Origin of the sequence: Mesorhizobium sp. B3-1-6, from assembly GCF_006439555.1 — a bacterium.
GTDB lineage: Bacteria > Pseudomonadota > Alphaproteobacteria > Rhizobiales > Rhizobiaceae > Mesorhizobium.
Genome location: NZ_VFTM01000009.1, coordinates 73,186 through 98,984 on the forward strand (window position 1 = coordinate 73,186; position 25,799 = coordinate 98,984).

The window sequence follows — 25,799 nt, forward strand, 5'->3', positions numbered from 1 at the left end:
CGCTTCACACTTTTCCCGGAATTGCTTTAGGCATCATCCATAGCTGCATAACAAGGGTGGCCGCTGGTCCATTCGCGGAGGAATTCATGGCTTTGAGCGACCTCAACCCCGTCGAACGCAACGAGGAAGGCATCGCCGCGGTGCTCGGCATCCTCAAGCAGCGCTTCGGCGAGCGCTTCCAGACCGGCGAGGCGATTCGCGGCCAGCACGCGCACACCACCACCTATATCCCGACCCAGGCGCCCGACGGCGTCGCTTTCGTCGAGACAGCCGCGGACGTGCAGGAGATCGTACGCGCCTGCGCCGCCCACCGCGTGCCGGTCATCGCCTTCGGCGTCGGCTCCTCGCTCGAGGGCCACACCAACGCGCCGGGCGGCGGCATTTCCATCGACACCTCGCGCATGAACCGGATCCTGGCCGTCAATCCGCAGGATCTCGACTGCAGCGTCGAGCCCGGGGTGACGCGCGAGGACCTCAACAGGCACCTGCGCGACACCGGCCTGTTCTTCCCGATCGATCCCGGCGCCAACGCGTCGCTGGGCGGCATGGCGGCAACGAGGGCTTCCGGCACCAATGCGGTGCGCTACGGCACCATGCGCGAAAACGTGCTGTCGCTGACCGCCGTCATGGCCGACGGCGAGACGGTGGCGACCGGCAAGCGGGCGAAGAAGAGCTCGGCCGGCTACGACCTGACGCGGCTTTTGGTCGGCTCGGAAGGCACGCTCGGCGTCATCACCTCGCTGACGCTGAGACTGCAGGGCATTCCGCAGGCGATCTCAGGCGGCGTCTGCCCGTTTCCCAGCCTGGAGGCCGCCTGCAACACGGTGATAGCCACGATCCAGATGGGCATCCCGGTGGCGCGGATCGAACTGGTCAACGCGCTGCAGATGCGGGCGATGAAGAACTATTCGAAGCTCGACTATCCGGAGAGCCCGTGCCTGTTCGTCGAGTTCCATGGCAGCGACGCCGGCGTTGCCGAACAGGCCGAGACGTTCGGGATGATCGCCGAGGAGAATGGCGGGGGGCCGTTCCTGTGGACCAGCGTCGCGGAGGAGCGGACAAAACTCTGGAAGGCGCGGCACGACGCCTACTGGTCGTCGCTGACGCTGCGCCCCGGCGCCAAGGGGCTGTCGACCGACGTCTGCGTGCCGATCTCGCGGCTTGCCGAATGCGTCACGGAAACCGAGGCCGACATTGCCGAGATGGGGCTTGTCGCGCCGATCGTCGGCCATGCCGGCGACGGCAATTTCCATGTACTGGTGCTGATGGATGTCGACAATCCTGAAGAGATCGCGCTCGCCGAGAAATTCGTCGCCCGGCTCAACATGCGCGCGATCGCCATGGAAGGCACCTGCACCGGCGAGCACGGCATCGGCCAGGGCAAGGTCGGCTTCCTGCGCCACGAACTCGGCCATGGCGTCGATGTCATGCGCACGATAAAGCAGGCGCTCGATCCGCTCAACATCATGAATCCGGGCAAGATCTTGCCGGCGGCGGGGTAACCTGCCGATCTGAGGCTATTCCCTCGCGCCCTCGACCAGCTTCTGCAGCATGGGCCGCGTCGGCGCGAAGAAGGTCGTGCCGGTATGCGGCGTCGAGAAGTCGAGCAGCCGGTCGTAAGCGCCTGGCGGTTCGCCGACATACATGCGCTGCAGCATTTTTTCGATCACCCACAGATAGCGCGTGTAACCGATGAAATAGGTTCCGAACTCGTTCTGCCCCGGACGGCCGAACGGCATGTTGTCGCGCAGGATGTCGTATTCGTTGCCGGCGTCGTCCTCGATCGTGGCCAGCGACTTGTGCGACTTGCGTGGCTTGTCGTCGTCATCGATCTCGATGTTGTCGATCTTGGTGCGGCCGATGATTTCTTCCTGGACATGCGTCGGCGTTTTGCCCCAGGCGGCTATGTCGTGCAGGTACTTCTGCACGACGACATAGCTGCCGCCGGCAAAGTCGCCGTCCTCGTCGCCGACCAAGGCGGAGGCGGGCAGGTCGAGGCCGGTCGGATTGGCGGTGCCGTCGACAAAGCCGAGAAGATCGCGCGCGTCGAAATAGCGAAAGCCGGACACCTCGTCGGCAACGATCACGCTGGCACCAAGACTGTTCAGCAGGATGCGCTCGAACTCGAAGCACATGTCGGGCCGCTCGGCGCGGATATGGAAGAGCAGATCGCCGGGGGTCGAGGGCGCCGAATGGGCCGAGCCCTCGATCGGCGCGAAGGGTTTCAGCTCGCGCGGCCGCCGGTTGGGCGACAGGCGGTTCCAGAGCCCGGCGCCGATGCCGGCGATGCAGGACAGCCGGCCCGACAGGTCGCGGAAGCCGACATTCTTGACGAGGTCGTCGAGTTCGCCCAGCACTGAAGCGACGGCCGAAAGCGCCGCCTTGTCGCCGCCGACCGTGACGACCAGGAAAATCGCGGCTTGCGACAGCGGCGCGTCGACGCTCTGCGCGTCGATCGGCACTCTATCCCAGTTCTTGCCTGACATCGGGGACGCTCCATGTTGGGTTCAGATTCATGGCGGCCAAGGACGCGGCCGGAAGGGCAGGGATTTGCAAAAGAGATATCGCGACCGCGAGCGGTCACGCAACTGGAGACGTTGGCGGCTGTCGCACGCTGAATTGCCTCTTTATCGACACGCGGATGCGGGTAGAGTGCGGCTGACTTTCAACCCGGGAAACAGATGCTCGCCCGCCTGTTCGTGATCTTCGGTGGCCTGTTCGTGCTGGTGCTGTGCGCGGCGCTGGTGGTGCCGTATTTCATCGACTGGACGGGTTACCGGGGCGATTTCGAGCGCGAGGCGAGCGCCATTCTCGGCCGCAAGGTGACGGTGAAGGGCGACGCGACGGCACGGCTGTTGCCGTTTCCGTCGGTGACCTTCTCCAATGTCGAGGTCGCGGGGGGGCCGGAAGGCCAGCCGGCGATGACGGTCGAGACCTTCTCCATGGATGCCGAGCTCGCGCCATTCCTGCGCGGCGAGGTGCTGATCTTCGACATGCGGCTGGTGCATCCGAAAGCCACCATCAATGTCGCCGGCGACGGCACCGTCGACTGGACGCTCCGGCCCTCGACGCCCTTCGACCCAGGCCAGATCGCGATCGAGAAGCTGTCGGTAACCGAAGGGCAGATCGAATTGCGCCACGCCGCCGGCGGACGCAGCCATCTGATCTCGGAGATCAACTCGACCATTTCGGCCAAGGCGCTCACCGGCCCATGGCGCATGGACGGAACGCTGCGCTTCGACGGCCTGCGCGCCGACGTCTCGGCTTCGACCGGCAAGGTGGAGCCGGACGGCCAGATGCGGCTCAGGTTGAAAGCGGATCCCGATGCCTATCCGCTGATCATCGAAACCGACGGCAATGCCGGCATCGTCAAGGGCGCCGCGGTCTATTCCGGCCAGTTCAAGATTTCGGGTGACGACAGGAATTCGGCCGAGCTGCGCGGCAACGAGGGCCAGCCGGTCAAGATCAGCACCAGCAAGCCCGACCCAGGCTTCCGGCTGAACGGCAAGTTCGCGCTCGACCACCAGAAGCTTAATTTCGACGAGTTCCGCTTCGAGACCGGCCCGCTCGACAATCCCTATACCGCCGACGGCAAGGCATCGGTCGATCTCGGCCTGAAGCCGCATTTCTCGGTCGAGGCCAGCGGCGCGCAGGTGCAGTTCGACGAGGCCGTCGGCGGCGGGACCGCTGGCGCCGGCTTCACGCTCGACCAGCGCATCGCGGCATTCGAGCGGACGCTGCAGCACATGCCGAAGCCGACCATACCGGGCACGGTCGAGGTCAGGCTGCCGGCGGTGGTGGCGGGCGACACGACGGTGCGCGACGTGCGGCTGTCGGCCGAGCCGGTCGAAGGGGGCTGGTCGGTCAAGTCGCTCGCCGCGACGCTGCCGGGCCGCACGACGCTCGAAGCCGACGGCATGTTGAGCGTGGAAGACCACTTCGGCTTCACCGGCTCGTTGCTGCTCGCCGTCGGGCAGCCGTCCGGCTTTGCCGCCTGGCTATCGAAGGATGTCGACGAGGCGATCCGCCGGCTGCCCGCGGCAGGCTTCAAGGCCAAGGTCGATCTCAGCGAGAGCCGGCAGTCCTTCAGCGATCTCGAGCTCATCCTCGGCAAGGCGAAGTTTGCGGGCAGCATCGATTCCAGCCAGCAGGATGGCGCCAGGCCGTCGGTGCTGATGCGGCTGACGGGCGGCGAGATGGACCTGGACGGGCTCGCCGCCTTCGCCTCGATCTTCATCAGCGACAAGGGCGCCAACCGGTTTTCGGATCGCGATCTCGATTTCCAGATCAAGGCGGGTCCAGTCAGCGCTGCCGGGCTCAGCGCCGACACCGTCGACACGGCGCTGCGGCTGCGCGAGGGCCTGCTCGAGATCGATCGGCTGTCGATCGGCGGCCTGGCCGGCGCCTCGATCAGCGCCACGGGCCGGGTCAAGGATTTCCCGCAGAGCCCGACCGGCAAGCTCAACGCTTCCGTGGTGGCGGTGGACCTCAAGCCGCTGATCGATGTCGCCGCACAGCACTATCCCGACAATGGCGTGCTCAAAGGCCTGGCCAGCCGCGCGGCGGCCTATCCCGAACTGTTCCAGGACGCGCGCATCGATCTCTTGACCAGTGCCGCCGACAATGGCGACGGCACCACGGGCTTGGCGCTCTCGGCCCAGGGCAAGGCCGGCGGCTCGGCCTTCTCGGCGTCGCTTTCCGGCAAGGGGACCGTGGACAAGCTCTCCGAGGCGCCGGTGTCGATCACCTTCAACGCCCGCAACGACAATGCCACCACGCTGCTTGCGCTTTACGGCCTGCCTGCGCTGCCGCTCGGCTTGCTCGGCCACGCCAACACCGACGTCTCGGCGAAGGGCTCGGTTGCTGGCGGTCTCGCGACCAGCTTCAACCTGACGGCCGATGATTTCAGGGCAGGCTTCGACGGAACAGTCGCCTCGACGGCGCAAGGCCCGACCGCCAAGGGCAAGGTCAGTCTCGATGCCGCCGATATCGAGCCGTGGCTGATGACGACGGGTGTAGGCCTGCCCGGCATGGGAACCGGGACGGCAACGTCGCTGGCGGCCGATGCCGATTTCGGCAATGGGCTCCTGGTGCTGAGCGGTCTTACCGGTTCGATCAACAAGGCGGCGGTTTCCGGCGACGTCAACATCGACGACGCCAAGGATGGGCTGCCGCATCTTGCCGGGGCGCTGGTGCTCGACGAGCTCGACCTTGATCCGCTGGCGGTCTCGCTGTTCGGGGACCAGTCTTTCGCCCCCGCCAAGGGCGGCTGGCCGACGACGCCGTTCAGCCAGAAGTCGACGCTGCCGTTCAACGCAGATCTCGATCTCAACACATCGGCGCTCGCCGTCGGGCCCTTCGCCACGGCGCATGACGCTTCATTCTCGCTGAAGCTCGATCGCGAAGGCATCCACGTCTCCGACCTCAAGGCGAAGCTCTACGGCGGCGACCTGACCGGCCTGTTCGACCTGAAGAACACGGAGGGCACCGGCCTGTTCTCCGGCCAGATGAGGCTGGCCGGCAGCGATCTTTCCGCGGTTCTGCCCGGCGCCGGTATCGGCGGCAGCGGCGATCTTTCGACGGCGCTGTCGACCAGCGGCAAATCCGTCGACGCCATGATTGCAGCCCTGTCCGGATCCGGCACAGCGGCGCTGAAGGGATTGAAAGTGGACGGCATCAATCCGGGCGGCTTTGCCGCCATGATCGCCAAGGCCGACGCGATCGGACGCGACATCGACACGGCCAAAACCGCGGAGTTCGCGCCCCAGATCGCCGGGGAGGGCAGCTTCGCCGCCGGCGATACCGATGTGGCCTTCACCGTCGCCAACGGCACGTTGCGGGTGCCGCCAATCAGCCTCGACAATCCCGGCGCGACCTTGTCCGCCGACGTGACGGCCGATCTCAACACGAGCACCGTCACGGCAAAAGGGGCGCTGACCTACCACGCTGGCGACGAGGCGCTGGTCGGTTCCGAACCGGCCGTCAATTTCAGCCTGGCCGGTCCGCTTGGGGCGACCGCGCCCCAGTTCGACAGCGGCCCGCTGGCGCAGTTCCTGACGCAGCGCGCGCTGGAGAAGGAACAGCAGCGGGTCGAGGCAATGCAGGCGGCGCTCTTGGAGAAGCAGCGGCTGCGGCGCGAAGTGCGCTATTACGCCTCGCTGCAGACGGAGCGCGACAACGCGGCCGAAGAGTTGCGCCGGCAAGAGGAAGAGGCGCGGCAGAAGGCCGAGGCGGAAGCCAGGGCGAAAGCCGAAGCGGAAGCGCAGGCACAGGCTGAAGCGCAGGCAAAGGCTGAAGCTGAAGCAAAAGCCAAGGCCGACGAAGAGGCCAGGGTGAAGGCGGAAGCCGACGCCAAGGCGCAGGCCGAAGCGGACGCCAAGGCCAAGGCCGATGCACAGGCGAAGGCCGAGGCCGAGCAGCGGGCCGCGGACGAGGCGGCCAAGGCACAGGCCGATCGCAAGAAGGCCGAGCAAGCGAAGCTGGAAGCAGCACGCAAGGCGGCCGCGCAAACGCCAAAGGCCGAGGGGGCGCTGCCCGGCGTCAATGATGGTTCGACTTCAGCGCCGGCGAAGCCGAAGGCCAACCCGTTCACGATCGACAATCTGCTGAAGTCGCTCGACGGCGGTTGAGCTTCGCGTCGCACACGTAGCGAATTAGCCACCGCGCCTAGGACTGTTCCTGGCGCGAGAGCAGGCGCCGCAGCATCGGCTCGATGCGCGAAAGCTCGTCGAGATGCGCGGCCGACAAGTCGGCCAGGCGATCGTCGGCCAAAGGGGTGAGCTGCAGCAAGACGCGGCGGTGATCGCTCTTGTCCTGATCGCGTATCACCAGGCCTGCCTCGGCAAGGCGGTTCACCAGTTCCACCGCGCTGTGGTGGCGGATGCGTAGCCGCTCGGCAAGCTCGCCCACCGTCACCGGTCCGCCGCCGGGAAATCCCTTGATCGCCAGCAGCGCCTGGTGCTGGCGCGGCGTGAGGCCCGCCTCGTTGGCCTGGACCTGGCTGAATTCGAGAAAGCGGCGGATCAGATAACGAAACTGCGACAGCCGCTGGTAGTCGGCCTGGCTGATGGCGGGGCGTGGTTTCGGCGGCGTCATTTCCCGACTTATGGTCTTTTCCCGCAAAAGCTCAACTGGCCGTCGCGATCCCTGTCCAAAATGACGCGGTGCAGCGATTGAAAACAGCCTTGCAGATTTATATCGTATTACGATATTACGCCGCCTGAAACCGGACGGCCTTCGCGCCGCCAGAAAGTTCAGGCCCCAGAATGAAACCTGCTCACGCCGGCAACGGCAATCTCCGGGACTTCACGACCGATCCGCGTGTTCTGCTGATCGCGGCCATCGCCGTCGTGGTGGCGACCGCTGGGCTCTTCGCCGGCATCGTACTCCTGCAGCTCATCCGTCTTGCCACCAACATCGCCTATTTCGGCCAGTTCTCGCTGGCCGAACTCAAGCTCGAGGACTCGCCGCTGGGCTATGCCGCCGTGATCGTCCCGGTGATCGGCGCGCTGATCATCGGCCTGATGGCACGCTTCGGCAGCGAGAAGATCCGCGGCCACGGCATTCCCGAGGCCATCGAGGCGATCCTGCTCGGGCGCTCGCGGCTCGACGCCAAGGTCGCGGTGCTGAAGCCGCTGTCTTCGGCGATCTCGATCGGCTCGGGCGGACCGTTCGGCGCCGAAGGCCCGATCATCATGACCGGCGGCGCCATCGGCTCGCTGATCGCGCAGATGCTGCCGGTCAGCGACAATGAGCGCAAGACGCTGCTGGTGGCGGGCGCCGCGGCCGGCATGACGACCGTGTTCGGCACGCCGATCGCCGCCATCATGCTCGCCGTCGAATTGCTCCTGTTCGAGTGGACGCCGCGCAGCTTCATCCCTGTCGCCGTCGCGGCAATCGTCGCGGAAGTCGAACGCAGCTTGCTGCACCTGCCGGGTCCGATCTTTCCGTTCTCGGGCAGCATGGATTCATCGATTGCAGGATTGGGCGGCTGGGTGCTGGTGGGCATTGCCGCCGGGCTGCTTTCGGGCCTGCTGACGCAACTGGTCTATGCCTGCGAGGACGCCTTCCTGAAGCTGCCGATACACTGGATGTGGTGGCCGATGATCGGCGGCCTGGTGGTCGGCATCGGCGGCCTGATCGAACCGCACGCGCTTGGCGTCGGCTACGACAACATCGCCAATATGCTCGACGGCCGCACCGTCGCGACCGCCGCGCTGCTGCTTCTGGTGGTGAAGGCCGTTATCTGGTCGGTTGCGCTGGGGTCCGGGACCTCGGGCGGCGTGCTGGCGCCGCTGCTCATCATGGGCGGAGCGATGGGTGCGGTGCTCTCGGGCATCCTGCCCGAGGCAAGCCCCGGCTTCTGGCCGCTGCTGGCGATGGCCGCGACCATGGGCGGCACGATGCGCGCGCCGCTGACCGCGACTTTCTTCGCTACCGAGCTCACCGGCAACACGCATGTCCTGGTGCCGCTGATCGCGGCCTGCGCCACCGCCCACGCGGTCACCGTGCTGTTGATGAAGCGCTCGATCCTGACCGAAAAAGTGGCGCGCCGCGGGCATCACCTCGTGCGCGAATACCGCGTCGACCCTTTCGCTTTGACAAGGGTCAAGGAAGTGATGACGACCAAGGTCGAGAGCGTGCCGGCGACGATGACGCTGCACGGCGCGGCAACGTTCCTGACCGCGCCGGACACGCGGCACCCGAGCTTCCCGGTGGTCAACGGGGAGGGGCATGTGCTCGGCGTCATCGATCCGCCCGCGATCCTGCGCTGGCGGCGCGCCGGCAAGCATCGCAGTACGACGCTCGGCGAATTGCTCGCCGGCAGCAAGATCACGCTGGCTTATCCCGACGAATATCTGGAGGCGCTTTCCGACAAGCTTCTGCTCGCCAACGTCTCGCATCTGCCGGTCGTCTTACGCGACGATGAACGGCTTGTCGGCTATATCGGCTGGAAAGACATGATGCGGGTAAGGTCGAAAAAGCAGGCGGAGGAGCGCGACCGGTCGGCCCTGCTCAGCTTCGGCGCAAGGCGCAAGACGCAACAAAGTGTCCGTGACGAGGCAGTCTAGGTCGCGGCGCCGCCGCGTTTCGCCCAAGCCAGCACATAGAGCCTCAGCGCCGACGACAGGTTGGCGTCGCGGGTGCGTGTCTCGTCGATCTCGGCGACCAACGCCGCGAGCGACAGCGAACGCTGCGCGGCGATGGCGATAAGGTCGTCATAGAAGGGCTGTTCGAGCGAAAAGCTGGTGCGGTGACCGCGGATCGTTACCGAACGTTTTTCGACCGCGGCCATTGCAGGTACTCAGCGCTCGCCGGGGTCGTCGGGTTTTTCCCGGCGATGGCCGGCCAGGAATTTCCCGGCCTTTTCCGATGCCAGCCGGTGACGCTCGCGCTCCGTCTTCGAGCGGCCGTGCAGCGCCCGGTTCTCGCCGGCCTGACGTTCTTTCTCGATGCGCGCTTTCTGCTTGCGGGCCTGGCGGAGATTGACGACCTCGCCCATGGCGCTGGCTACTTCTTGCGGAACGCGTCGAGCGAAACGACGTCAGCGCCCTTGCCGCCGGTCTCGGCGACCGCCGGCTTCTTCTCGGCCTCGGCGGCCTTCTTTTTGGATTCCGGCTTCTTCTCGGGGACGACGGCGACCGGCTCGGGCGCCGGAGCGGCGGCCTCGTCTTCGGCGCTCTCCGTCTTGACGTCGAATTCGAGCTCGAAATTGACCGACGGATCATAGAAGCCGCGCACGGCGGAGAAAGGGATTTCGAGCTTTTCCGGCACGTCGGAGAAGGAAAGTCCGACCTCGAAGCCGGCATCCGTCACCTTCAGGTCCCAATATTGGAACTGGATGACGATGGTCATCTGCTCCGGATAGCGCTCGCGCAGCCTGGACGAGATGCGCACGCCCGGCGCGCCGGTCAGGAAGGTGATGAAGAAATGATGATTGCCCGGAAGGCCCGTGCGCGCGACTTCGGCCAGGACCTTGCGCATGACGCCGCGCAGAGCCTCCTGGGCCAGAATGTCGTAGCGGATGTGGTCGTCGGCCATCTGATGGTCGGGTTCCGTTGAATCGTCCGCATAGCTGTAATCAAGCTTGAGCGCGGCGTAAACCGCATATAGGCGCAAAGCCGTGAGGCCAAGAGGGGCGTCGGCGATTTGATCGCTCAGGCGTGAACGAGCGCCGCCTGTTTGCCGGCCGGCAATTTCTTCCTGGCGAAGGCGCCGAGAAAGGTCCGCACACCGTTGGCGGCGGAGCGCAGCACCTCTTCCTCGGTTGGTAAGCCGCCCAGCATGAAAGTGATCTGAAGCTCGGCGTTGACGAGGGCGAGGAACTGACGCGCCGCGACGTCGGGGTCGCCGATCGACAGGTGACCGGCGAAGGCAAGCCGGGCGAAGCGCGCGGCAAGCGCCGACCAGGTGCGGCCCGGGCCTTGTTCGCGCCATTCGGCAAACAATTCCGGATAGCGCTCGCCTTCGGCCTGGATCAGCTTGCGCAGGAAACGGCCGTCGCGGTTGCAGATGCAGTTGCGGTTCATGCGCACCGCAAAGGCGACCAGGTCGGCTTCCAGGTCCGTAGGCTGGTCGGGAAAGGTGGCGATGGTGGCGAAGATGCCGGCATTGCAGCGCTCCGTCAGGTCGCGCACGACGGCGACGAAGAGCTTTTCCTTATCGCCGTGATGGTTGTAGACAGTCTGGCGTGAAACGCCGGCCTCGGCCGCGATTAGGTCGATATTGGCACCGGCATAGCCTTCCCGACAAAAAACCGAAGCAGCAGCCTCCACCACCGACACCCGCTTGGCCTCATGGCTGCGTGGCGGGAAAGTGTCAGGAGAAATGCCGTGCTTCATGAAAATCTATATAGCGGTGATTGACGAATTGGACAAGCCTGTCTAAATTTGTGGACACAATAACGGGAAGTCTGCGCTACCGAGACGAACAAGTTCGCTCTAGTGACGAATGAATTCGCTCTCAGGTGTCGGATTTCCGCGGGATGGAACGTCCTGGGTTCAGACGCCGATATTCGCGGCGGCAACCAGATCCGAAAAGAGCCTTACCATGAGTCCAAAATTCCTCCGCATCGCGGTCGTGCTCGGCTTGTTGTCCGCGATCGGCCCGTTTGCGATCGATATGTATCTCCCCGCGCTGCCTTCGATCGGCCAGGATCTGCATGCCGGCACAGCCGCCGTGCAGATGAGCCTTCTGATCTTCTTCCTGTCGATGGGCTTCGGGCAGATCGTCGTCGGACCGATCTCCGACATGGTCGGCCGCAAGGCTCCGCTTTATGCCGGCCTTGCGCTGTTCATGGTCGGCGGCGTCGGCTCGGCGATGGCGCCGACCATCGAGTGGCTGATCGCCTTCCGCTTCCTTCAGGGTCTTGGCGCCAGCGCCGGCATGGCGGTGCCGCGCGCCATCGTGCGCGACCTGCACACCGGCAATGAAGCCGCCAAGCTGATGTCGCTTCTGATGCTGGTGTTCTCGGTGTCGCCGATCCTGGCGCCGCTGACCGGCAGCCAGATCATCGAGAGTTTCGGCTGGCGCGCCGTGTTCTGGACGGTGACGGGTGCCGCTGCTTTGGCCACCATCCTGCTTGCCACCTCGCTCAAGGAGACGCGGCCGGTCGAAGAGCGCGCCGGCTCGTCCTTCGGCACGGCGCTTGCCGGCTACCGCTACCTGATGGGCGACCGCAACTTCCTCGGCCTTGTGGCGATCGCGGGCTTCGGCATTGCGAGCTTCTTCGTCTATCTGTCGAGCTCGTCCTTCATCCTGATCGACCATTACGGCCTGTCGCCGTCGGTCTACAGCGTGTTCTTCTCGATCAACGCGGTCGCCTTCATCGGCATGTCGCAGCTGACCGGGATGCTGGCCGACCGTTTTGGTTTGAAGCGCGTCGTCTGGGTGGCGGTCACCGGCTATGCCACGGTCATGGTGGCGCTGTTCGCCATCATGGCCTCGGGTGTCGACCGGCTCGACGTGATGGCCGCGCTGCTCTTCGTCGGCTACGGCTTCCTTGGCCTTGTCATCCCGACAACCTCGGTGCTGGCGATGGAAGAGCATGGCGAGATCGCCGGCACGGCCTCGGCGCTGATGGGCACGCTGCATTTCGCCATCGGCGCGCTGGCGATGGGCGTCGCCGGCATCTTCTTCGACGGCACGCCGCTGCCGATGGTGGCGGGCATAACGCTCTGCGCGGTGATTTCGTTCACGCTGGCCAAGCTGACACTCGGCCGCTCGCGCGAAGCGGTCGAGGCGCCGGCGGAGTAGGCAATCACAGACAAGACAGAAAAGGCCGGGCAAGCCCGGCCTTTTTCATGTCTGTTGCAAGCCGGCCTGATCGATGACGAAGCGCAACCGTTCCTCGACCGGAGCGAGAGGCAACGGCACCAGTTCGTAACCGAGCTCCACATAGATGCCGGTCACCGAGCGGAATGTGCGCTCGGCCTCGTCGAGCGTCTGCTTGCGCTCCTCGTCCTGGGTGAAGATCTCCGGCCAGGGTGGCGCGACGAAGACGCGGCGCGCGTAGCGGAATTTCCTCGCAGCGCTTGTGAGGTGGTCCGGCACCGGCAGGCCGCAGAGTCTGAGATAGCCGATGGTGTCGGGCGCGCCGCGATCGAAGAAGATCGGGCCCGGTGGTTCGGCATGTGCGCCGTGCCAGGAGCGCAGCTCCCACGACAGCATCAGCTCGGCAAAGAGCGCGCGATCCTGCCAGGGAAGGGCAGGGCCGCCGATGGCCATCTGGTCGCGGATGATGCCGCGCCCGGCCTCAGGCGCCGTCGCGAAGCCCTGGGCCTGCAGTGCTTCGATCAAGGTGGTCTTGCCGGAACCTGGACCGCCGGTCAGCACGAAGAATCGGCCGCAATCGTTTTGCATCGCATGTCCCTTGAGCATGGGCGGCAAGGCTGTACGCCGCGCATCAAGCGCCGGACGAGCCTTGGCCGTTCGGTTGGTGGGAAGAAGCAAAAGAGGGGAAGGTGGAGGTTTCTGTTGCCAGGTACCTCCGAACCCCGCCTAGAAGTGCGAACCGCTAGGGCTTGATTTGAAGCGTTCGCGCCGCATTAAGCAGCGAGACGAGCTTCCGCATAGTTGTCGTTGGCAACTATAAGTTTAGCCCGATGACGGTGGTACAATGCCGGGCAAAAGTACGATCTTTACACCTTCGTCGATCCTATTTCGCCCCCAGCAAAAGCCGCTCCGTCAGCCAGAGCGGTTTTTGGTGGAGGCGCCGGGTACCGCCCCCGGGTCCGAACGGCTTATTTCATCGCCTGTTTATCGCCATAGTCGGTCAAGCCGACGAAACGAATATAGGGATCGATAACGGAAAAAGAAAGGCCAAACCGGCGCTTATCCGGTTATGCCAAACTGCGCAGCCAAGGGTTGACTTGCGCGCCCACTCAATCAAATCTCGCTGCCGGTGAGGAGTCTCTGACCTAACGCACAGGTTGCGTAGCGCGCCACAACCCTCACCGATCGGATCGGTGGCGCCGACGAGGGGAAGTTTGATGGCCGACTATCTTGCGGATGTGAAGAAATACGATGCCGGCGCCAGCGCCGACGCGGTCGATAAGATCGTCAAGCATCTGGGCATTGCGCTCAGGAACCGCGACTCCTCGCTGGTGTCCTGCACCGACCCGAAGGAGCTCGACCGCGTGCGGGAGAACTGGATCGGCAAGAAGCTCGGCATCGCGGATGCCGCAAAGGCGAATGCGTCGATCGAGAAGACCTGCAAGGCGATGCATGCCGACAACACTAAGAGCCGCGTGACCTTCTACTATCTGGTTGCCAAGGACCTCGGCAAACTCGGCTCTCTGTAAGGCACTGCCATCCGGCGGCCGGCACGAAACCATGCCGGCGCCGTTGGTTTTTTGGCGCGACCCACATCCGTAGCCTGCTTTGCGGTGTTCGATCGGCTGTCGGTCGGGTATGATTGCCTGTTACCCGAATCGAGGCGGAGCCGATGCGCCAATATCTCGACCTCTTGAAGCATGTGCTGGAAAATGGCGCCGACCGCGGCGATCGCACCGGGACAGGCACGCGCTCGGTATTCGGCTACCAGATGCGCTTCGATCTTTCGCGCGGCTTTCCGGTCACGACCACGAAGAAGCTGCATCTGAAGTCGATCATCCACGAGCTTTTGTGGTTCCTGGCCGGCGACACCAACATCAAATATCTCAACGACCATGGCGTCACCATCTGGGACGAATGGGCCGACGAGAATGGCGATCTTGGACCGGTCTACGGCAAGCAATGGCGCTCATGGCCGGACGGGCATGGCGGCGAGATCGACCAGATCGCGGGCCTTTTGAAGGAGATACGCAGGAATCCTAACTCGCGCCGGCTGATCGTCTCGGCCTGGAACCCGGCCGAAGTCGAGGCGATGGCGCTACCGCCCTGCCACTGCCTGTTCCAGTTCTATGTCTCGGAGGGCAGGCTCTCGTGCCAGCTTTACCAGCGCTCGGCCGATATCTTCCTCGGCGTGCCATTCAACATCGCTTCCTATGCCTTGCTCACCATGATGGTGGCGCAGGTGACCGGGCTGAAGCCCGGCGATTTCGTCCACACACTGGGCGACGCGCATCTTTATTCGAACCATTTCGAGCAGGCGCAGGAGCAGATGCTGCGCACGCCCAAGGCCTTACCAACGATGTGGATCAATCCGGAGGTGAAAGACCTCTTCGCCTTCCGCTTCGAGGATTTCCGGCTCGAGAACTATTTCGCGGATGCGAGCATCAAGGCGCCGATCGCCGTATGAGCCAGCCTTCGGCTCAGTCGATGCCGACCATGACGTCCGAGGCCTTGATCACCGCATAGGCCTGCTTGCCTTTTTCGAGCGCGAGGTCGGCGACCGCTTCGTTGGTGATCGAGGTGGTGACGATGACGCCGCCGCCGATGTCGATCCTGACATGCGAGGTGGTGGCTCCCTTGACGATCTCGGTGACCTTACCCTCGAGGATGTTGCGGGCGCTGATCTTCATGCGTCTCTCCTTAAAGCTTCGCCGTTCCGTTTCGCATTCATCGTAGGCCGAGACCACGACGGCGCACAATGTCATGGCAGGCGAAAAGCCTTCCCTTGTTATGTTCATGCGGATATATCGATGCGGGGCTTTGGGCCGTACGGATTGAAACCAGGGAGAGATTCCATGACGGGCAAGGGTTTTGGGTTGAAGGCGGCAGCTATTGGCGGTCTGGCGACAATGCTGATGGCGGCGGTACCGGCGGCCCATGCCGACGACAAGGTGATCGTATTTGCCGCGGCGAGCCTCAAGGACGCGCTCGACGCGGTCAACAAGGCCTGCGAGCCGGAAGTCGGCGAAGCCGCCACCATTTCCTATGCGGCGAGCTCGGCCCTGGCCAAGCAGATCGAAGGCGGCGCGCCGGCCGACGTTTTCGTCTCGGCCGACCTCGACTGGATGAAGTATCTCTCCGACAAGAAGCTGACCAAGCCGGATACCGAAGTGAAGCTGCTCGGCAACCAGATCGTGCTGGTGGCGCCGAAGGATTCCACGGTCGAGACCAGGGTCGAGAAGGGCTTCGACCTCGCCAAGCTGATCGGCGACGGCAAGCTTGCCATGGGCGATTTCAAAGCCGTGCCGGCCGGCAAATACGGCAAGGCGGCGCTGGAATCGCTGGGCGTCTGGTCGTCGGTCGAAGGCAAGGTCGCGCAGGCCGAGAATGTGCGCGCCGCACTGAAGCTGGTGTCGACGGGCGAGGCCCCGCTTGGCATCGTCTATGCCACCGACGCGCATGCCGAAAAGGGCGTCAAGGTCATCGGCACCTTCCCGGAAGATTCGCATCCGCCGATCATCTACCCGATTGCCCAGACCGCGGATTCGAAGGACAAGGATACGGCTGCCTTCCTGAAATGCGTCGAGTCGGCCAAGGCCGCCGAGCTCTTCAAGGAGCAGGGTTTTACGGTGCTCGCGCCGAGCAACTGAGAAAGACCGCGCAGACATCGCTATGAATTGGCTGCTGGACCTCACTCCCGACGAATGGAATGCGGTCCGGCTGTCGATCAAGGTGGCTACGGTGGCGATGCTCGCCAGCCTGCCGCCCGGCATCCTGCTCGCGCTCCTGCTCGCGCGGGGGCGTTTCTGGGGCAAGACCCTGCTCAACGGGCTGGTGCATCTGCCGCTGATCCTGCCGCCGGTGGTGACCGGCTATCTGCTCTTGCTCACCTTCGGCCGGCGTGGCCCGGCCGGCGCCTTCCTTGCCGAGCATTTCGGCATCGTCTTCTCGTTCCGCTGGACGGGCGCGGCACTGGCCTGCGGGGTGATGGGCTTTCCGCTGATGGTGCGGGCCATCCGGCTCTCGATCGAGGCTGTCGACCGCAGAATCGAGGCGGCGGCCGGCACGCTCGGCGCCAATCCGCTCTGGGTGTTCGCCACCATCACGCTGCCGCTGATCCTGCCCGGCGTGATCGCAGGCGCGGTCCTTTCCTTCGCCAAGGCGATGGGCGAATTCGGCGCCACCATCACCTTCGTCTCCAACATCCCCAACGAAACGCAGACGCTGCCCTCGGCGATCTACACCTTCACACAGGTGCCGGGCGGCGATGAAGGCGCGCTCAGGCTGACGCTGATCTCGATCGTCATCTCGATGGTCGCGCTGGTCGCCTCGGAAGTGTTGGCGCGGCGGGTCGGCCGGCGAATGGACATCGAATGACGCTCTCCGTCGATATCCAGCATCGGCTCGGCGATTTCGCCGTGGAGGCGCGTTTCGAGAGCGCCGGCCGGCTGACGGCGCTGTTCGGGCCGTCCGGTTCGGGCAAGTCGACGCTGATCAATCTGATCGCGGGCCTGATCCGTCCGGACAAAGGCCGTATCTCGGTCGACGGCAAGGTGCTGGTCGACACCGCCGCGCGCATCTTCGTGCCGATGCACAAGCGGCGGATCGGCATGGTGTTCCAGGACGCGCGGCTGTTCCCGCATATGAGCGTCGCCGGCAATCTGCGCTACGGCCGCTGGTTCACGCCGGCTTCCGAGCGCTACGCCAGGATGGACGCGGTGGTCGACCTGCTCGGCATCGGTCACCTGCTCGACCGGCGGCCGGCGAAACTGTCGGGCGGCGAAAGGCAGCGGGTCGCGATCGGCCGCGCGCTGCTTACCAGCCCGAAAATGCTTCTGATGGACGAACCGCTCGCCTCGCTCGACGAGGCGCGCAAGGCCGAGATCCTCCCCTATATCGAGCGGTTGCGCGACGAGACGAAGATCCCGATCGTCTATGTCAGCCATTCCGTCGCCGAGGTGGCGCGGCTGGCGAGCGACGTCATGGTGCTTTCGCAGGGCAAGGTTGCGGCCGCGGGCCCGACAGAGGCGATCATGCGGCGGCTCGACCTGTTGCCGGCGGAGGAACGCGGCGAGGGCGGAGCGGTGCTCGACACCAAGGTCCTGCGTCACGACGAGGCTTTCGGCATGACGGTGCTTGCCTCGCAGGCCGGCGAGATCCGCGTGCCGAAACTGGCGCGGCCGGCCGGAGCTTCGGTTCGCATACGTGTCCGCGCCCGCGACGTGATGGTCGCCATCGAGAAACCCGCCGGACTCAGCGCGCTCAATATCCTGGAGGGAACAATCGTCAGCATGAAGCCCGGCGAGGGGCCCGAGGTCGAAATCGGCATCGATTGCCACGGCGCGGTTGTGATCGCGCGGATCACCGAACAATCGCGGCAGGCGCTTGGTCTCAAGCTGGGAAGCGAGGTCTTTGCGGTCATCAAGACGGTGAGCTTCGATCGCGCAAACACCGGCGCCGGCCTGCCGGCCGAAGCCGACGTTTGAGGATCTCGATCATGTCGCTATGTATATTTGGAATAGCGCTTGCTTCGCATAGAGACTATTGTCGTGCCGTGGAAGCCGAGGAGATGAAATGCCGTCGCTCAGCCTGCGGATAAATCTCGACCCCGACGGCCGAATCGGCCCGGGCAAGATCGAACTTCTGGAGCAGATCGCCGCCTTCGGCTCGATCTCGGCCGCGGCACGCGGCATGGAGATGTCCTACAAGCATGCCTGGGATCTGGTCGAAGACATGAACCGCGTGTTCGGCAAGCCGCTGGTCGCGGCGCAGACCGGCGGCCGCAAAGGCGGCGGCGCGCAACTGACGCCGGTGGGTTTGGCGGTCGTCAGCCGGTTTCGCGCCATAGAGCGAGCCGCTTCATCGGCCGCCGCCGTCCATATGCAGGCCCTGCAGGCGGAGATCGACGCGGGATGAGGGAATAGGCAGTAGGCAGTAGGCAGTAGGCAGTAGGCAGTAGGCAGTAGGCAGTAGGGTATGATGTCCTGGATGCTCGAAATCGAGGCCCCTATCGCCTCCATTATCTTACTGCCTACTGCCTACTGCCTACTGCCTACTGCCTACTGCCTACTGCCTAATCCCCTGGCTTCCTCAGCAGATAGGTGTCCATGATCCAGCCCTTCTTTCGCCGGGCTTCCTCGCGAACCCTTTCGATTTCGGCGCTGACATCGCCCAGCCGGCCGGAAATGACGATCTCATCCGGTGTGCCGAGATAGGCGCCCCACTGGATGAGGACATCCTGGTCCGCCAGCGTGTTGAAGGCGCATTTGCCGTCGAGCATGACCACGGTCGAGCCGGCATTGGCGGCCAGGCCTTCCTCGGTCAGCCGCCGGCCGGTGGTGACAAGAATCGAATCGCCGATGCGATTGAGCGCGGTCGCGTGGGCGGCGGCCAGCGCCTGGATCGCGGTGATGCCGGGGATGACTTCGAGCTCGAAAGCGACATTGCCTCTGAGGCGAACGCGTTCGAGGATACGCAGCGCGCTGTCATAGAGCGACGGATCGCCCCAGATCAGGAACGCGCCGCAACCGTCGTCGGCAAGCTCGTCGCGGATCAAGGCCTCATAGATCTCGGCGATCGCCTCGTGCCAGTCGTCGACGGTTGCCCGGTAAGACGATGTCGGCTCGGCCCGGACCGGCACATCGAACTCGACGCGGCGCGATTTCGGATTGGTGACGAAGCGGTCGCATATCTGGCGGCGCAAATCGGCAAGATCGTTCTTCTTCGTTCCCTTGTCGGGAATGAACAGCGCGTCGGCGCGGTTCAGGCCGTTGATGGCCTGTACAGTCATGTGGTCGGGATTGCCGGCGCCGATGCCGATGACGAGAAGCTTGCGCATGGCGCTCTCCTGCCCGATCGATGGCGCGGTGTCCAGAAGTCCCGATGCCCGATGACGAAGGGCTTTGAAACGGCGCACTGAAACGGTAGATGAAAAGACGCCCGGTATCGCCGTCGAGGAGGGGTCCATGTTACGCACCGTACTGACCGCAGCGCTGGCAATCATGGCCGCTCCGGCCTTCGCCAATGATTCCGTCGCTGAGCTCGGCACCGGCGGCCTGATCCTGTCGCGCAGCGACGCCGTCGCCATGCAGAGCGAGGATCTTTTCATCTCGCCGGAGAAGGTGGCGGTCGACTATGTGTTCCGCAACAACACCGACAAGGATGTCAGCTCCATCGTCGCGTTCCCGATGCCCGACATCGAGGGCGATCCAAACGAGATGCCGGCGATCCCGGAAGCGCAGAGCGACAATTTCCTCGGCTTCGAGGTGACGATCGACGGCGTCGACGCGAAGCCGCAGCTTGAGCAAAGGGCGTTTGCGCTCGGCATCGACATCACCACGGACCTCAAGGCACAGAACGTACCGCTCTATCCGTTCGGCGACGCCGCCAAGGCGGCGCTGGCGAAGCTGCCCAAGGATGTCGCCGAGGATTGGGAAAACCGTGGCATCGTCATCGAAGACACCGCCGATGACGGCTCGGGCATGAAAACCGCCTACGCGCCGTTCTGGCAATTGCGCTCGACCTATTGGTGGCGCTCGACCTTCCCGGCCAACAAGGAAGTCCATGTTTCGCATCGCTACAAGCCCAGCGTCGGCGGCACTTCCTCGGTCAGTTTCTTCTCCGACGGCCAGTTCCAGGGCCAGTATGCGGCCTACAAGACCCGCTATTGCATGGACGGCGCATTCGAGAATGCGGTGCGCAAGGCGGCCAAGGCAAATCCGGATGGTTATCCGAAATATTACGAGAGCCGGATCGCCTACATCCTGACCACGGGGGGTAATTGGGCCTCCGGCAATATCGGTAACTTCAAGCTGACGATCGACAAGGGCAGCCCCAAAAACCTCGTCTCCTTCTGCGGCGACAATGTCAAAAAGGTCGGACCGACGACGTTCGAGATCACCGCAAAGGATTTCGATCCCGAGCACGACATCGACATCCTGCTGCTGGAGCCGTCGGATAATGGCGGGAATGGCGGCTGATGGACATCGCGATCTATGTCGCCATCGCCGAAAACGGCGTGATCGGACGCGAAGGCGGCCTGCCGTGGCGGCTTTCCACCGATCTCAAGCGGTTCAAGGCCGACACGATGGGCAAGCCGATCATCATGGGCCGCAAGACCTATGAAGGCATCGGCCGGCCGCTGCCCGGTCGTCTCAACATCGTGGTGACGCGCGACAAAACCTGGCGGGCCGAGGGCATTGAGGTGGCCCACTCGCTGGATGACGCGATCGCGCTGGCCAGGGTGCGCGGCCGCTGCATGGCGGGAGCGCAGGAGATCTGCGTGGTCGGTGGCGGCGAGATCTACGCCCAGGCTTTGCCGCTCGCCGACCGGCTGCATGTGACGCATGTGCTGGCCAGCGTCGATGGCGACGCGCATTTCCCGCCGATCGACCCAAATGTCTGGCAAGTCGTCAGCGCCGAGGATTTTCCCGCCGGCGAGAAGGACAGCCACGCCACGCGTTATACGGTTTACGAGCGCCGACGCGACGATCGTTGACGACGACAAAGGGTCGCTACCGATCCAAATCGCACGGAGACGACGGCACATCGCGTTGAAAGCGGGTCAAGGCGTCCCTATAGAAGAACGGTGTTGCAGCGGCGCGCATCCAACCGGACGCGCAAGAGGCCGCCGTAATACTTTGATTTTGGCGCATGATTCCTTTTCGAAAACCGATATGGGTTTTCCGGGTCATGCGTTAGGATTGCGCCGCAAGGCCTGAGGGAACCGGAGCGAAAGGACATTCATGCCCTGGAACGACAAGAGCGGTGGCGGCGGCCCATGGGGCGGCGGCGGCAATCAAGGGCCCTGGGGGCAGGGACCGAAAGGGCCAAGCGGCCCGCAGGGTTCGCCCCCCGATCTTGAGGATATCATCCGCCGCGGCCAGGACAGGCTGCGGCGCGCGCTTCCGGGAGGCGGCGGCGCCAGCCCGGCCGTGCTCGGGCTGATCGCGCTGGCCCTCATCGTGCTGTGGGCCTTCAAGGCGATCTACACCGTGCAGCCCGACGAAGTTGCGGTCGAACTGCGCTTCGGCCAGCCGAAGACCGAGCTTTCGCAGCCAGGCCTGCATTTCCACTGGTGGCCGATCGAAACGGTCGAGACCGCAAAGATCTCCGAGCAGCTCGTCAGCATCGGCGGCGGCTCGAGCAGCGGCTCCGGGCTGATGCTCTCGGGCGACCAGAACATCGTCAACGTGCAGTTCTCGGTGGCTTACCAGGTCTCCGATCCCAAAGCCTATCTGTTCGATGTCTCCGATCCCGACGGCATGCTGACCCAGGTGGCTGAGAGCGCCATGCGCGAAGTCGTCGGCCGGCGGCCGGCGCAGGACATCTTCCGCGACGACCGCCAGGGCATCGCAACCGGGGTGCGCGAGATCATCCAGGGCACGCTCGACGGCTACAAGACCGGTCTCCAGGTCAACGCAGTCTCGATCGAGGACGCGGCACCACCGCGTGAGGTAGCCGACGCGTTCGACGAGGTGCAGCGCGCCGAGCAGGACGAGGACAAGTTCGTCGAGCAGGCCAACCAGTATTCCAACCAGAAGCTCGGCCAGGCGCGCGGCCAGGCGGCACAGGTCCGCGAGGACGCCGCCGCCTACAAGAACCGCGTCGTGCAGGAGGCGGAAGGCGAGGCGCAGCGCTTCATCTCCGTCTACAACGAGTACGCCAAGGCGCCCGACGTCACGCGCAAGCGCCTTTATCTCGAAACCATGGAGAAGATCCTGAAGGACTCGAACAAGGTCGTCGTCGAACAGGGCAACGGTCAGGGCGTGCTGCCTTACCTGCCGCTGCCGGCATTGCAGCCGAAAGCACAGCCGGCGCCGGCCCCTATGGGCGGCGTCACGACGGGAGGTAACCAGTGATGGCCAACCGTCTTCCCATCATCGCCGTGATCGCGGCCGTCCTTCTGTTCCTGCTCTATTCGTCGGTGTTCGTGGTCAATGCCGGCCAGCAAGCTATCGTGCTCAGGTTCGGCGAGATCATCGACGTCAAGAGCGAGCCCGGCATCTACTTCAAGGCGCCGTTCGCCTTCTTCGATGCCGACAGCGTGCAAATGGTCGAGAAGCGGGTGATGCGCTTCGACCTCGACAACATCCGCGTCCAGGTCTCGGGCGGCAAGTTCTACGAGGTCGATGCCTTCATCGCCTACCGCATCTCGGATCCGCGCACCTTCCGCGCGGCGGTGTCCGGTCAGGTCGAACTGGCCGAAGCCCGCCTGAGGACGCGTCTCGACGCGGCGCTGCGCCGTGTCTACGGCCTGCGCGACTTCGAAGCCGCTCTTTCGGAAGAGCGCGGCAACATGATGCGCGAGGTGCGCGATCAGCTTCGTCCCGACGCGACCTCGCTCGGCCTCGACATCGAGGACGTGCGCATCCGCCGGACCGATCTGACGGCGGAGGTCTCGCAGCAGACCTATGACCGCATGAAGGCCGAGCGCCTGGCGGAAGCCGAGCGCCTGAGGGCGCGCGGCAACGAGGCGGCACAGCGCATCAGGGCGCGAGCCGACCGCGAGGTCGTCGAGATCGTCGCCGAGGCGCAGAAGGAATCGGAAATCCTGCGCGGCGAGGGCGAGGCGCAGCGCAGCGCGACTTTCGCCGACGCCTATAAGCGCGATCCGGCCTTCTTCGACTTCTATCGCTCGATGAACGCCTACGGCACGGCGTTGGACAACACCGGAACGACGATGGTGCTCTCGCCCGAATCCGAGTTCTTCCGCTACTTCCGCGATCCCGACAGCAAGCCCGGGCCGGCACCTGCCGCGCCTGCGACGCCACCTGCAACGCAACCTGGCACCGCCCAGTAGCGGGCGGTGCAGGATTTTCTGGCGGCAATCGGCCTGGTCCTCGTGATCGAAGGGCTGGTCTATGGAGGGTTTCCGGCTTTGGCCCGGAAACTCGCTACTGAAGTGCTGTCGGTGCCGGAAAATGTGCTGCGGATCGGCGGACTGGCGGCGATCGCCATCGGCGTCGGCATCGTCTGGCTGGTCCGCGGTTGATGAAATTCCTTGGTGCCGAAGCGATTGACGATTTATCTTCCGCCGATAGCTATAGCCGCAAACGTGCCTTATTTCTTGCCAACATGAATCGGACAGGCGCCTTTGCGGATGCGTCGTTCCTTTTCTGAAACACCGGGAGGCCACGATGATATCCGACACCCTGTTGCGCGCGGCGCGGCGCACCTTCTTCGCCGGCGCCACGGCATTCGCAGTCGGCATTGTTGCCGTTCCGTCCTTCGTCACGCCGACGATCGCCTCCGACGGACCACCTTCGGTCGCCGATCTGGCCGAGCGCCTGCTTGGCGCGGTGGTCAACATCTCGACCTCGCAAACGGTGAAAGGCACGGAAGGGCCGGGCGCGGTGCCGATGCCGCAGCTGCCAGAGGGCTCGCCGTTCCAGGACTTCTTCGACGATTTCTTCAAGAACCGTGGCGGCGACAAGGGCGGTGCCGCGCAGAAAGTGCAGTCGCTCGGCTCCGGCTTCGTCATCGACGCCGAACAGGGCATCGTCGTGACCAACAACCATGTCATCGCCGATGCCGACGATATCGAAGTCAATTTCTCCGACGGCATCACGCTGAAGGCGACGCTGGTCGGCACCGACACCAAGACCGATGTCGCGGTGCTGAAGGTCGACCCCAAGGGCCACAAGCTGACGGCGGTGAAATTCGGCGATTCCACCAAGATGCGCGTCGGCGACTGGGTGATGGCGATCGGCAATCCGTTCGGCCTGGGAGGCACGGTCACGGTCGGCATCGTCTCGGCGCGCAACCGCGACATCAATTCCGGCCCCTATGACGATTTCATTCAGACCGACGCCGCCATCAACCGCGGCAATTCCGGCGGCCCGCTGTTCGACGCCGAGGGCGAAGTCATCGGCATCAACACGGCGATCATCTCGCCGTCGGGCGGGTCGATCGGCATCGGTTTCTCCATCCCCTCGCAGCTTGCCGCCGGCGTCGTCGACCAGCTTCGCCAGTATGGTGAGACGCGGCGCGGCTGGCTCGGCGTGCGCATCCAGCCGGTGACGGACGACATCGCCGAAAGCCTCGGCATGGCAACCGCCAAGGGTGCGCTGGTGGCCGGCGTCATCAAGGGCGGGCCGGTCGACAACGGTTCGGTGCAGGCCGGCGACGTCATCATCAAGTTCGACGGCAAAGACATCCACGAAATGCGCGACCTGCCGCGTGTCGTGGCCGAAAGCCCGGTCGGCAAGGCGGTCGACGTCGTCATCGTGCGCAAGGGCGTCGAGCAGACCGTCAAGGTGACGCTCGGACGGCTCGAGGACAGTGAGAAGCTGGCCAGCGGCGAGAACGGCAACACCGACCAGGACAAGGGCGACAAGGCGACGCCTCCGGTATCGACGGCTTCGGTGCTCGGCATGACGGTCGGCGAGCTCAACGACCAGACGCGGCAGAAGTTCGGCATCGCGGCGGATGTGTCCGGCGTGGTCATCACCGATGTCGCCAAGAATTCGGCGGCGGCCGAGCGCGGCATCCAGCCTGGCGAGGTGATCACCGAGATCGCGCAGGAATCGGTCGGCACGCCGAAGGACGTGATGGACCGGATCGGCGCGCTGAAGGAGCAAGGCCGCAAGAACGCGCTCTTGATGCTGGCTTCGAAGACCGGCGAACTGCGCTTCGTGACGATCCGGATGGATTGAGTCCGGCTTGCTAGCCCGGCCGAGTTGCTGAAAGGAACACGAACATGAGCAAGGCAACATATCCTTTGAAGCTGCCCCTCTCGGTCAAGGAAGCGGCGGCGCGCCTGGCAAAAGCGGACGGTGTCTCGCTCAATCAGTGGATCGCCTCGGCCGTGGCACAAAAGATCGGTGCTATGGAGACTGCGGCCGATTTCCTACGCCGACGGGCGGGCAATGCATCCGGCGCGGATTTTGCCAGGATTCTCGATCAGGTCCCGGATGGTCCGCCACAGTCCGGAGACGAACGTCCTTCTGAGAGGCATTGATCAGATACGCCGTGCCTGCCAATCCTCGCGCGACAGCCTGTACATGACATGCCGCTTGAGATGCGGATGGCTATCGGGGACGGCGGGATGGTCGAAATCGGCGGCGGGATCGACTCGCATGCCGAGCCGCTTCATGACAGCGATGGAGCGATGATTGTCAGCAACCGCGAACGACACGATTTCGCCGACGCCAAGCGTTCCGAAGCCATAGGCGAGCCAAGCTTCCGACGCCTCGGTGACGTAGCCCTTGCCCCAGAATTCGGGTGCCAGCCGCCAGCCGATCTCAATGGTGCCGGGCGCCAGCACGTCGATGTCTTCCGTTCCGGACAAACCGACAAAGCCGATGCATTCGCCGGTCGCGGCAATCTCGGCCGCGGCGAAGCCGTAGCCATCCTCATCGATCCAGGCGCGGACCTCGTCCATCTTGGCATCCGCCGCGGCACGGTCGCGGCGGAACGGGAAGAATTCCATCACGCGCTCGTCGGAGTTGATGCGATGGAAAAGCTCGCGGTCGCGCTCTTCCCAATTGCGCAGGATGAGACGCTCGGTGCGTATCGGCGTCATT

Annotated in this window: 27 protein-coding genes and 1 other RNA gene; 17 read left to right on the forward strand and 11 right to left on the reverse strand. The window is 64.4% G+C overall.

Annotated features, from left to right (window positions below; genetic code table 11):
* Positions 1–86 precede the first annotated feature (86 nt).
* The gene (locus tag FJ414_RS10255; protein ID WP_140644143.1) at positions 87–1,502 is read left to right on the forward strand and encodes an FAD-linked oxidase C-terminal domain-containing protein; all 1,416 of its coding nucleotides are present in this window, start codon (positions 87–89) and stop codon (positions 1,500–1,502) included.
* 15 nt (positions 1,503–1,517) lie between these two features.
* Here FJ414_RS10255 and FJ414_RS10260 read toward each other — a convergent pair whose 3' ends face one another.
* Complete coding sequence (locus FJ414_RS10260) at positions 1,518–2,486, reverse strand: Dyp-type peroxidase (protein ID WP_140644145.1); 969 nt, start codon at positions 2,484–2,486, stop codon at positions 1,518–1,520.
* Between the two features lie 195 nt (positions 2,487–2,681).
* On the opposite strand from FJ414_RS10260, the gene FJ414_RS10265 reads away from it, so the two are divergent.
* Positions 2,682–6,629, forward strand: coding sequence for an AsmA family protein (locus FJ414_RS10265; RefSeq protein WP_140644147.1), 3,948 nt, complete (start codon positions 2,682–2,684; stop codon positions 6,627–6,629).
* A gap of 37 nt (positions 6,630–6,666) precedes the next feature.
* On the opposite strand, the gene FJ414_RS10270 is transcribed toward FJ414_RS10265, so the two are convergent.
* Positions 6,667–7,095, reverse strand: a complete 429-nt coding sequence (locus FJ414_RS10270) for a helix-turn-helix domain-containing protein (protein ID WP_140644149.1) — start codon at positions 7,093–7,095, stop codon at positions 6,667–6,669.
* A gap of 170 nt (positions 7,096–7,265) precedes the next feature.
* Between FJ414_RS10270 and FJ414_RS10275 the strand changes: the two genes are divergently transcribed.
* A complete protein-coding gene (locus FJ414_RS10275) occupies positions 7,266–9,071 on the forward strand; it encodes a chloride channel protein (RefSeq protein WP_140644151.1) in 1,806 nt (601 codons plus the stop codon).
* On the opposite strand, the gene FJ414_RS10280 is transcribed toward FJ414_RS10275, so the two are convergent.
* The 4 genes from FJ414_RS10280 to FJ414_RS10295 all read right to left on the reverse strand — a co-directional run bounded on the left by FJ414_RS10280 (position 9,068) and on the right by FJ414_RS10295 (position 10,841).
* Positions 9,068–9,295, reverse strand: a complete 228-nt coding sequence (locus FJ414_RS10280; RefSeq protein WP_140644153.1) for a ribbon-helix-helix domain-containing protein — start codon at positions 9,293–9,295, stop codon at positions 9,068–9,070. The genes FJ414_RS10275 and FJ414_RS10280 overlap by 4 nt on opposite strands.
* Positions 9,296–9,304: 9 nt before the next feature.
* Positions 9,305–9,502 carry a DUF4169 family protein gene (locus tag FJ414_RS10285; protein WP_140644155.1) on the reverse strand — a complete coding sequence of 66 codons (198 nt, stop codon included), beginning with the start codon at positions 9,500–9,502 and terminating at the stop codon, positions 9,305–9,307.
* Positions 9,503–9,510: 8 nt separating this feature from the next.
* Positions 9,511–10,041: an SspB family protein gene (locus FJ414_RS10290; RefSeq protein ID WP_140644157.1), complete on the reverse strand. Its 531-nt coding sequence runs from the start codon at positions 10,039–10,041 to the stop codon at positions 9,511–9,513.
* A 116-nt stretch (positions 10,042–10,157) separates the two neighbouring features.
* Complete coding sequence (locus FJ414_RS10295) at positions 10,158–10,841, reverse strand: TetR/AcrR family transcriptional regulator (RefSeq protein ID WP_140644159.1); 684 nt, start codon at positions 10,839–10,841, stop codon at positions 10,158–10,160.
* A 208-nt stretch (positions 10,842–11,049) separates the two neighbouring features.
* On the opposite strand from FJ414_RS10295, the gene FJ414_RS10300 reads away from it, so the two are divergent.
* Positions 11,050–12,255 (forward strand): multidrug effflux MFS transporter, encoded by a 1,206-nt coding sequence (locus tag FJ414_RS10300; RefSeq protein ID WP_140644161.1) that lies wholly within the window; start codon positions 11,050–11,052, stop codon positions 12,253–12,255.
* Positions 12,256–12,300: 45 nt separating this feature from the next.
* Here FJ414_RS10300 and FJ414_RS10305 read toward each other — a convergent pair whose 3' ends face one another.
* Together FJ414_RS10305 and ssrA are read right to left on the reverse strand one after the other, a co-directional pair.
* Positions 12,301–12,861 (reverse strand): AAA family ATPase, encoded by a 561-nt coding sequence (locus tag FJ414_RS10305; protein ID WP_140644163.1) that lies wholly within the window; start codon positions 12,859–12,861, stop codon positions 12,301–12,303.
* 100 nt (positions 12,862–12,961) lie between these two features.
* Positions 12,962–13,322, reverse strand: a transfer-messenger RNA (tmRNA) gene (gene ssrA, locus FJ414_RS10310).
* 168 nt (positions 13,323–13,490) lie between these two features.
* Between ssrA and FJ414_RS10315 the strand changes: the two genes are divergently transcribed.
* Positions 13,491–13,802: a DUF2853 family protein gene (locus FJ414_RS10315; protein ID WP_140644165.1), complete on the forward strand. Its 312-nt coding sequence runs from the start codon at positions 13,491–13,493 to the stop codon at positions 13,800–13,802.
* A gap of 143 nt (positions 13,803–13,945) precedes the next feature.
* Positions 13,946–14,740, forward strand: coding sequence for a thymidylate synthase (locus FJ414_RS10320; protein ID WP_140644167.1), 795 nt, complete (start codon positions 13,946–13,948; stop codon positions 14,738–14,740).
* 13 nt (positions 14,741–14,753) lie between these two features.
* On the opposite strand, the gene FJ414_RS10325 is transcribed toward FJ414_RS10320, so the two are convergent.
* Positions 14,754–14,963 carry a molybdopterin-binding protein gene (locus FJ414_RS10325; protein WP_140644169.1) on the reverse strand — a complete coding sequence of 70 codons (210 nt, stop codon included), beginning with the start codon at positions 14,961–14,963 and terminating at the stop codon, positions 14,754–14,756.
* Between the two features lie 165 nt (positions 14,964–15,128).
* Between FJ414_RS10325 and modA the strand changes: the two genes are divergently transcribed.
* From modA to FJ414_RS10345, 4 genes are all read left to right on the forward strand, one after another.
* Complete coding sequence (gene modA / locus FJ414_RS10330) at positions 15,129–15,923, forward strand: molybdate ABC transporter substrate-binding protein (protein WP_140644171.1); 795 nt, start codon at positions 15,129–15,131, stop codon at positions 15,921–15,923.
* A 22-nt stretch (positions 15,924–15,945) separates the two neighbouring features.
* A complete protein-coding gene (gene modB / locus FJ414_RS10335; protein WP_140644173.1) occupies positions 15,946–16,650 on the forward strand; it encodes a molybdate ABC transporter permease subunit in 705 nt (234 codons plus the stop codon).
* Positions 16,647–17,759: a molybdenum ABC transporter ATP-binding protein gene (modC, locus tag FJ414_RS10340; protein WP_140644175.1), complete on the forward strand. Its 1,113-nt coding sequence runs from the start codon at positions 16,647–16,649 to the stop codon at positions 17,757–17,759. Before modB ends, modC begins: the two co-directional genes overlap by 4 nt.
* Positions 17,760–17,847: 88 nt before the next feature.
* Entirely contained in the window at positions 17,848–18,189 is a 342-nt protein-coding gene (locus FJ414_RS10345) for a winged helix-turn-helix domain-containing protein (RefSeq protein ID WP_140644177.1), read from the forward strand.
* A 157-nt stretch (positions 18,190–18,346) separates the two neighbouring features.
* On the opposite strand, the gene cobF is transcribed toward FJ414_RS10345, so the two are convergent.
* Positions 18,347–19,111, reverse strand: a complete 765-nt coding sequence (gene cobF, locus FJ414_RS10350) for a precorrin-6A synthase (deacetylating) (RefSeq protein ID WP_140644179.1) — start codon at positions 19,109–19,111, stop codon at positions 18,347–18,349.
* Positions 19,112–19,238: 127 nt separating this feature from the next.
* On the opposite strand from cobF, the gene FJ414_RS10355 reads away from it, so the two are divergent.
* The 7 genes from FJ414_RS10355 to FJ414_RS10385 all read left to right on the forward strand — a co-directional run bounded on the left by FJ414_RS10355 (position 19,239) and on the right by FJ414_RS10385 (position 25,234).
* On the forward strand, positions 19,239–20,252 hold the full coding sequence (locus tag FJ414_RS10355) for a DUF4424 domain-containing protein (protein ID WP_140644181.1): 1,014 nt from the start codon (positions 19,239–19,241) through the stop codon (positions 20,250–20,252).
* On the forward strand, positions 20,252–20,770 hold the full coding sequence (locus FJ414_RS10360) for a dihydrofolate reductase (RefSeq protein ID WP_140644183.1): 519 nt from the start codon (positions 20,252–20,254) through the stop codon (positions 20,768–20,770). The genes FJ414_RS10355 and FJ414_RS10360 overlap by 1 nt, the downstream gene beginning before the upstream one ends.
* A 247-nt stretch (positions 20,771–21,017) precedes the next feature.
* Entirely contained in the window at positions 21,018–22,133 is a 1,116-nt protein-coding gene (gene hflK / locus FJ414_RS10365) for an FtsH protease activity modulator HflK (protein WP_140644185.1), read from the forward strand.
* Positions 22,133–23,074, forward strand: a complete 942-nt coding sequence (locus FJ414_RS10370) for a protease modulator HflC (RefSeq protein ID WP_140644187.1) — start codon at positions 22,133–22,135, stop codon at positions 23,072–23,074. The genes hflK and FJ414_RS10370 overlap by 1 nt, the downstream gene beginning before the upstream one ends.
* Positions 23,075–23,080: 6 nt before the next feature.
* Positions 23,081–23,266: a DUF2065 domain-containing protein gene (locus FJ414_RS10375; protein WP_140644189.1), complete on the forward strand. Its 186-nt coding sequence runs from the start codon at positions 23,081–23,083 to the stop codon at positions 23,264–23,266.
* Positions 23,267–23,411: 145 nt separating this feature from the next.
* Positions 23,412–24,929, forward strand: a complete 1,518-nt coding sequence (locus FJ414_RS10380; protein WP_140644191.1) for a DegQ family serine endoprotease — start codon at positions 23,412–23,414, stop codon at positions 24,927–24,929.
* A 44-nt stretch (positions 24,930–24,973) separates the two neighbouring features.
* On the forward strand, positions 24,974–25,234 hold the full coding sequence (locus tag FJ414_RS10385; protein WP_140644193.1) for a pilus assembly protein HicB: 261 nt from the start codon (positions 24,974–24,976) through the stop codon (positions 25,232–25,234).
* On the opposite strand, the gene FJ414_RS10390 is transcribed toward FJ414_RS10385, so the two are convergent.
* Positions 25,235–25,798, reverse strand: coding sequence for a GNAT family N-acetyltransferase (locus tag FJ414_RS10390; protein WP_140644195.1), 564 nt, complete (start codon positions 25,796–25,798; stop codon positions 25,235–25,237).
* Between the last annotated feature and the right edge of the window lies 1 nt (position 25,799).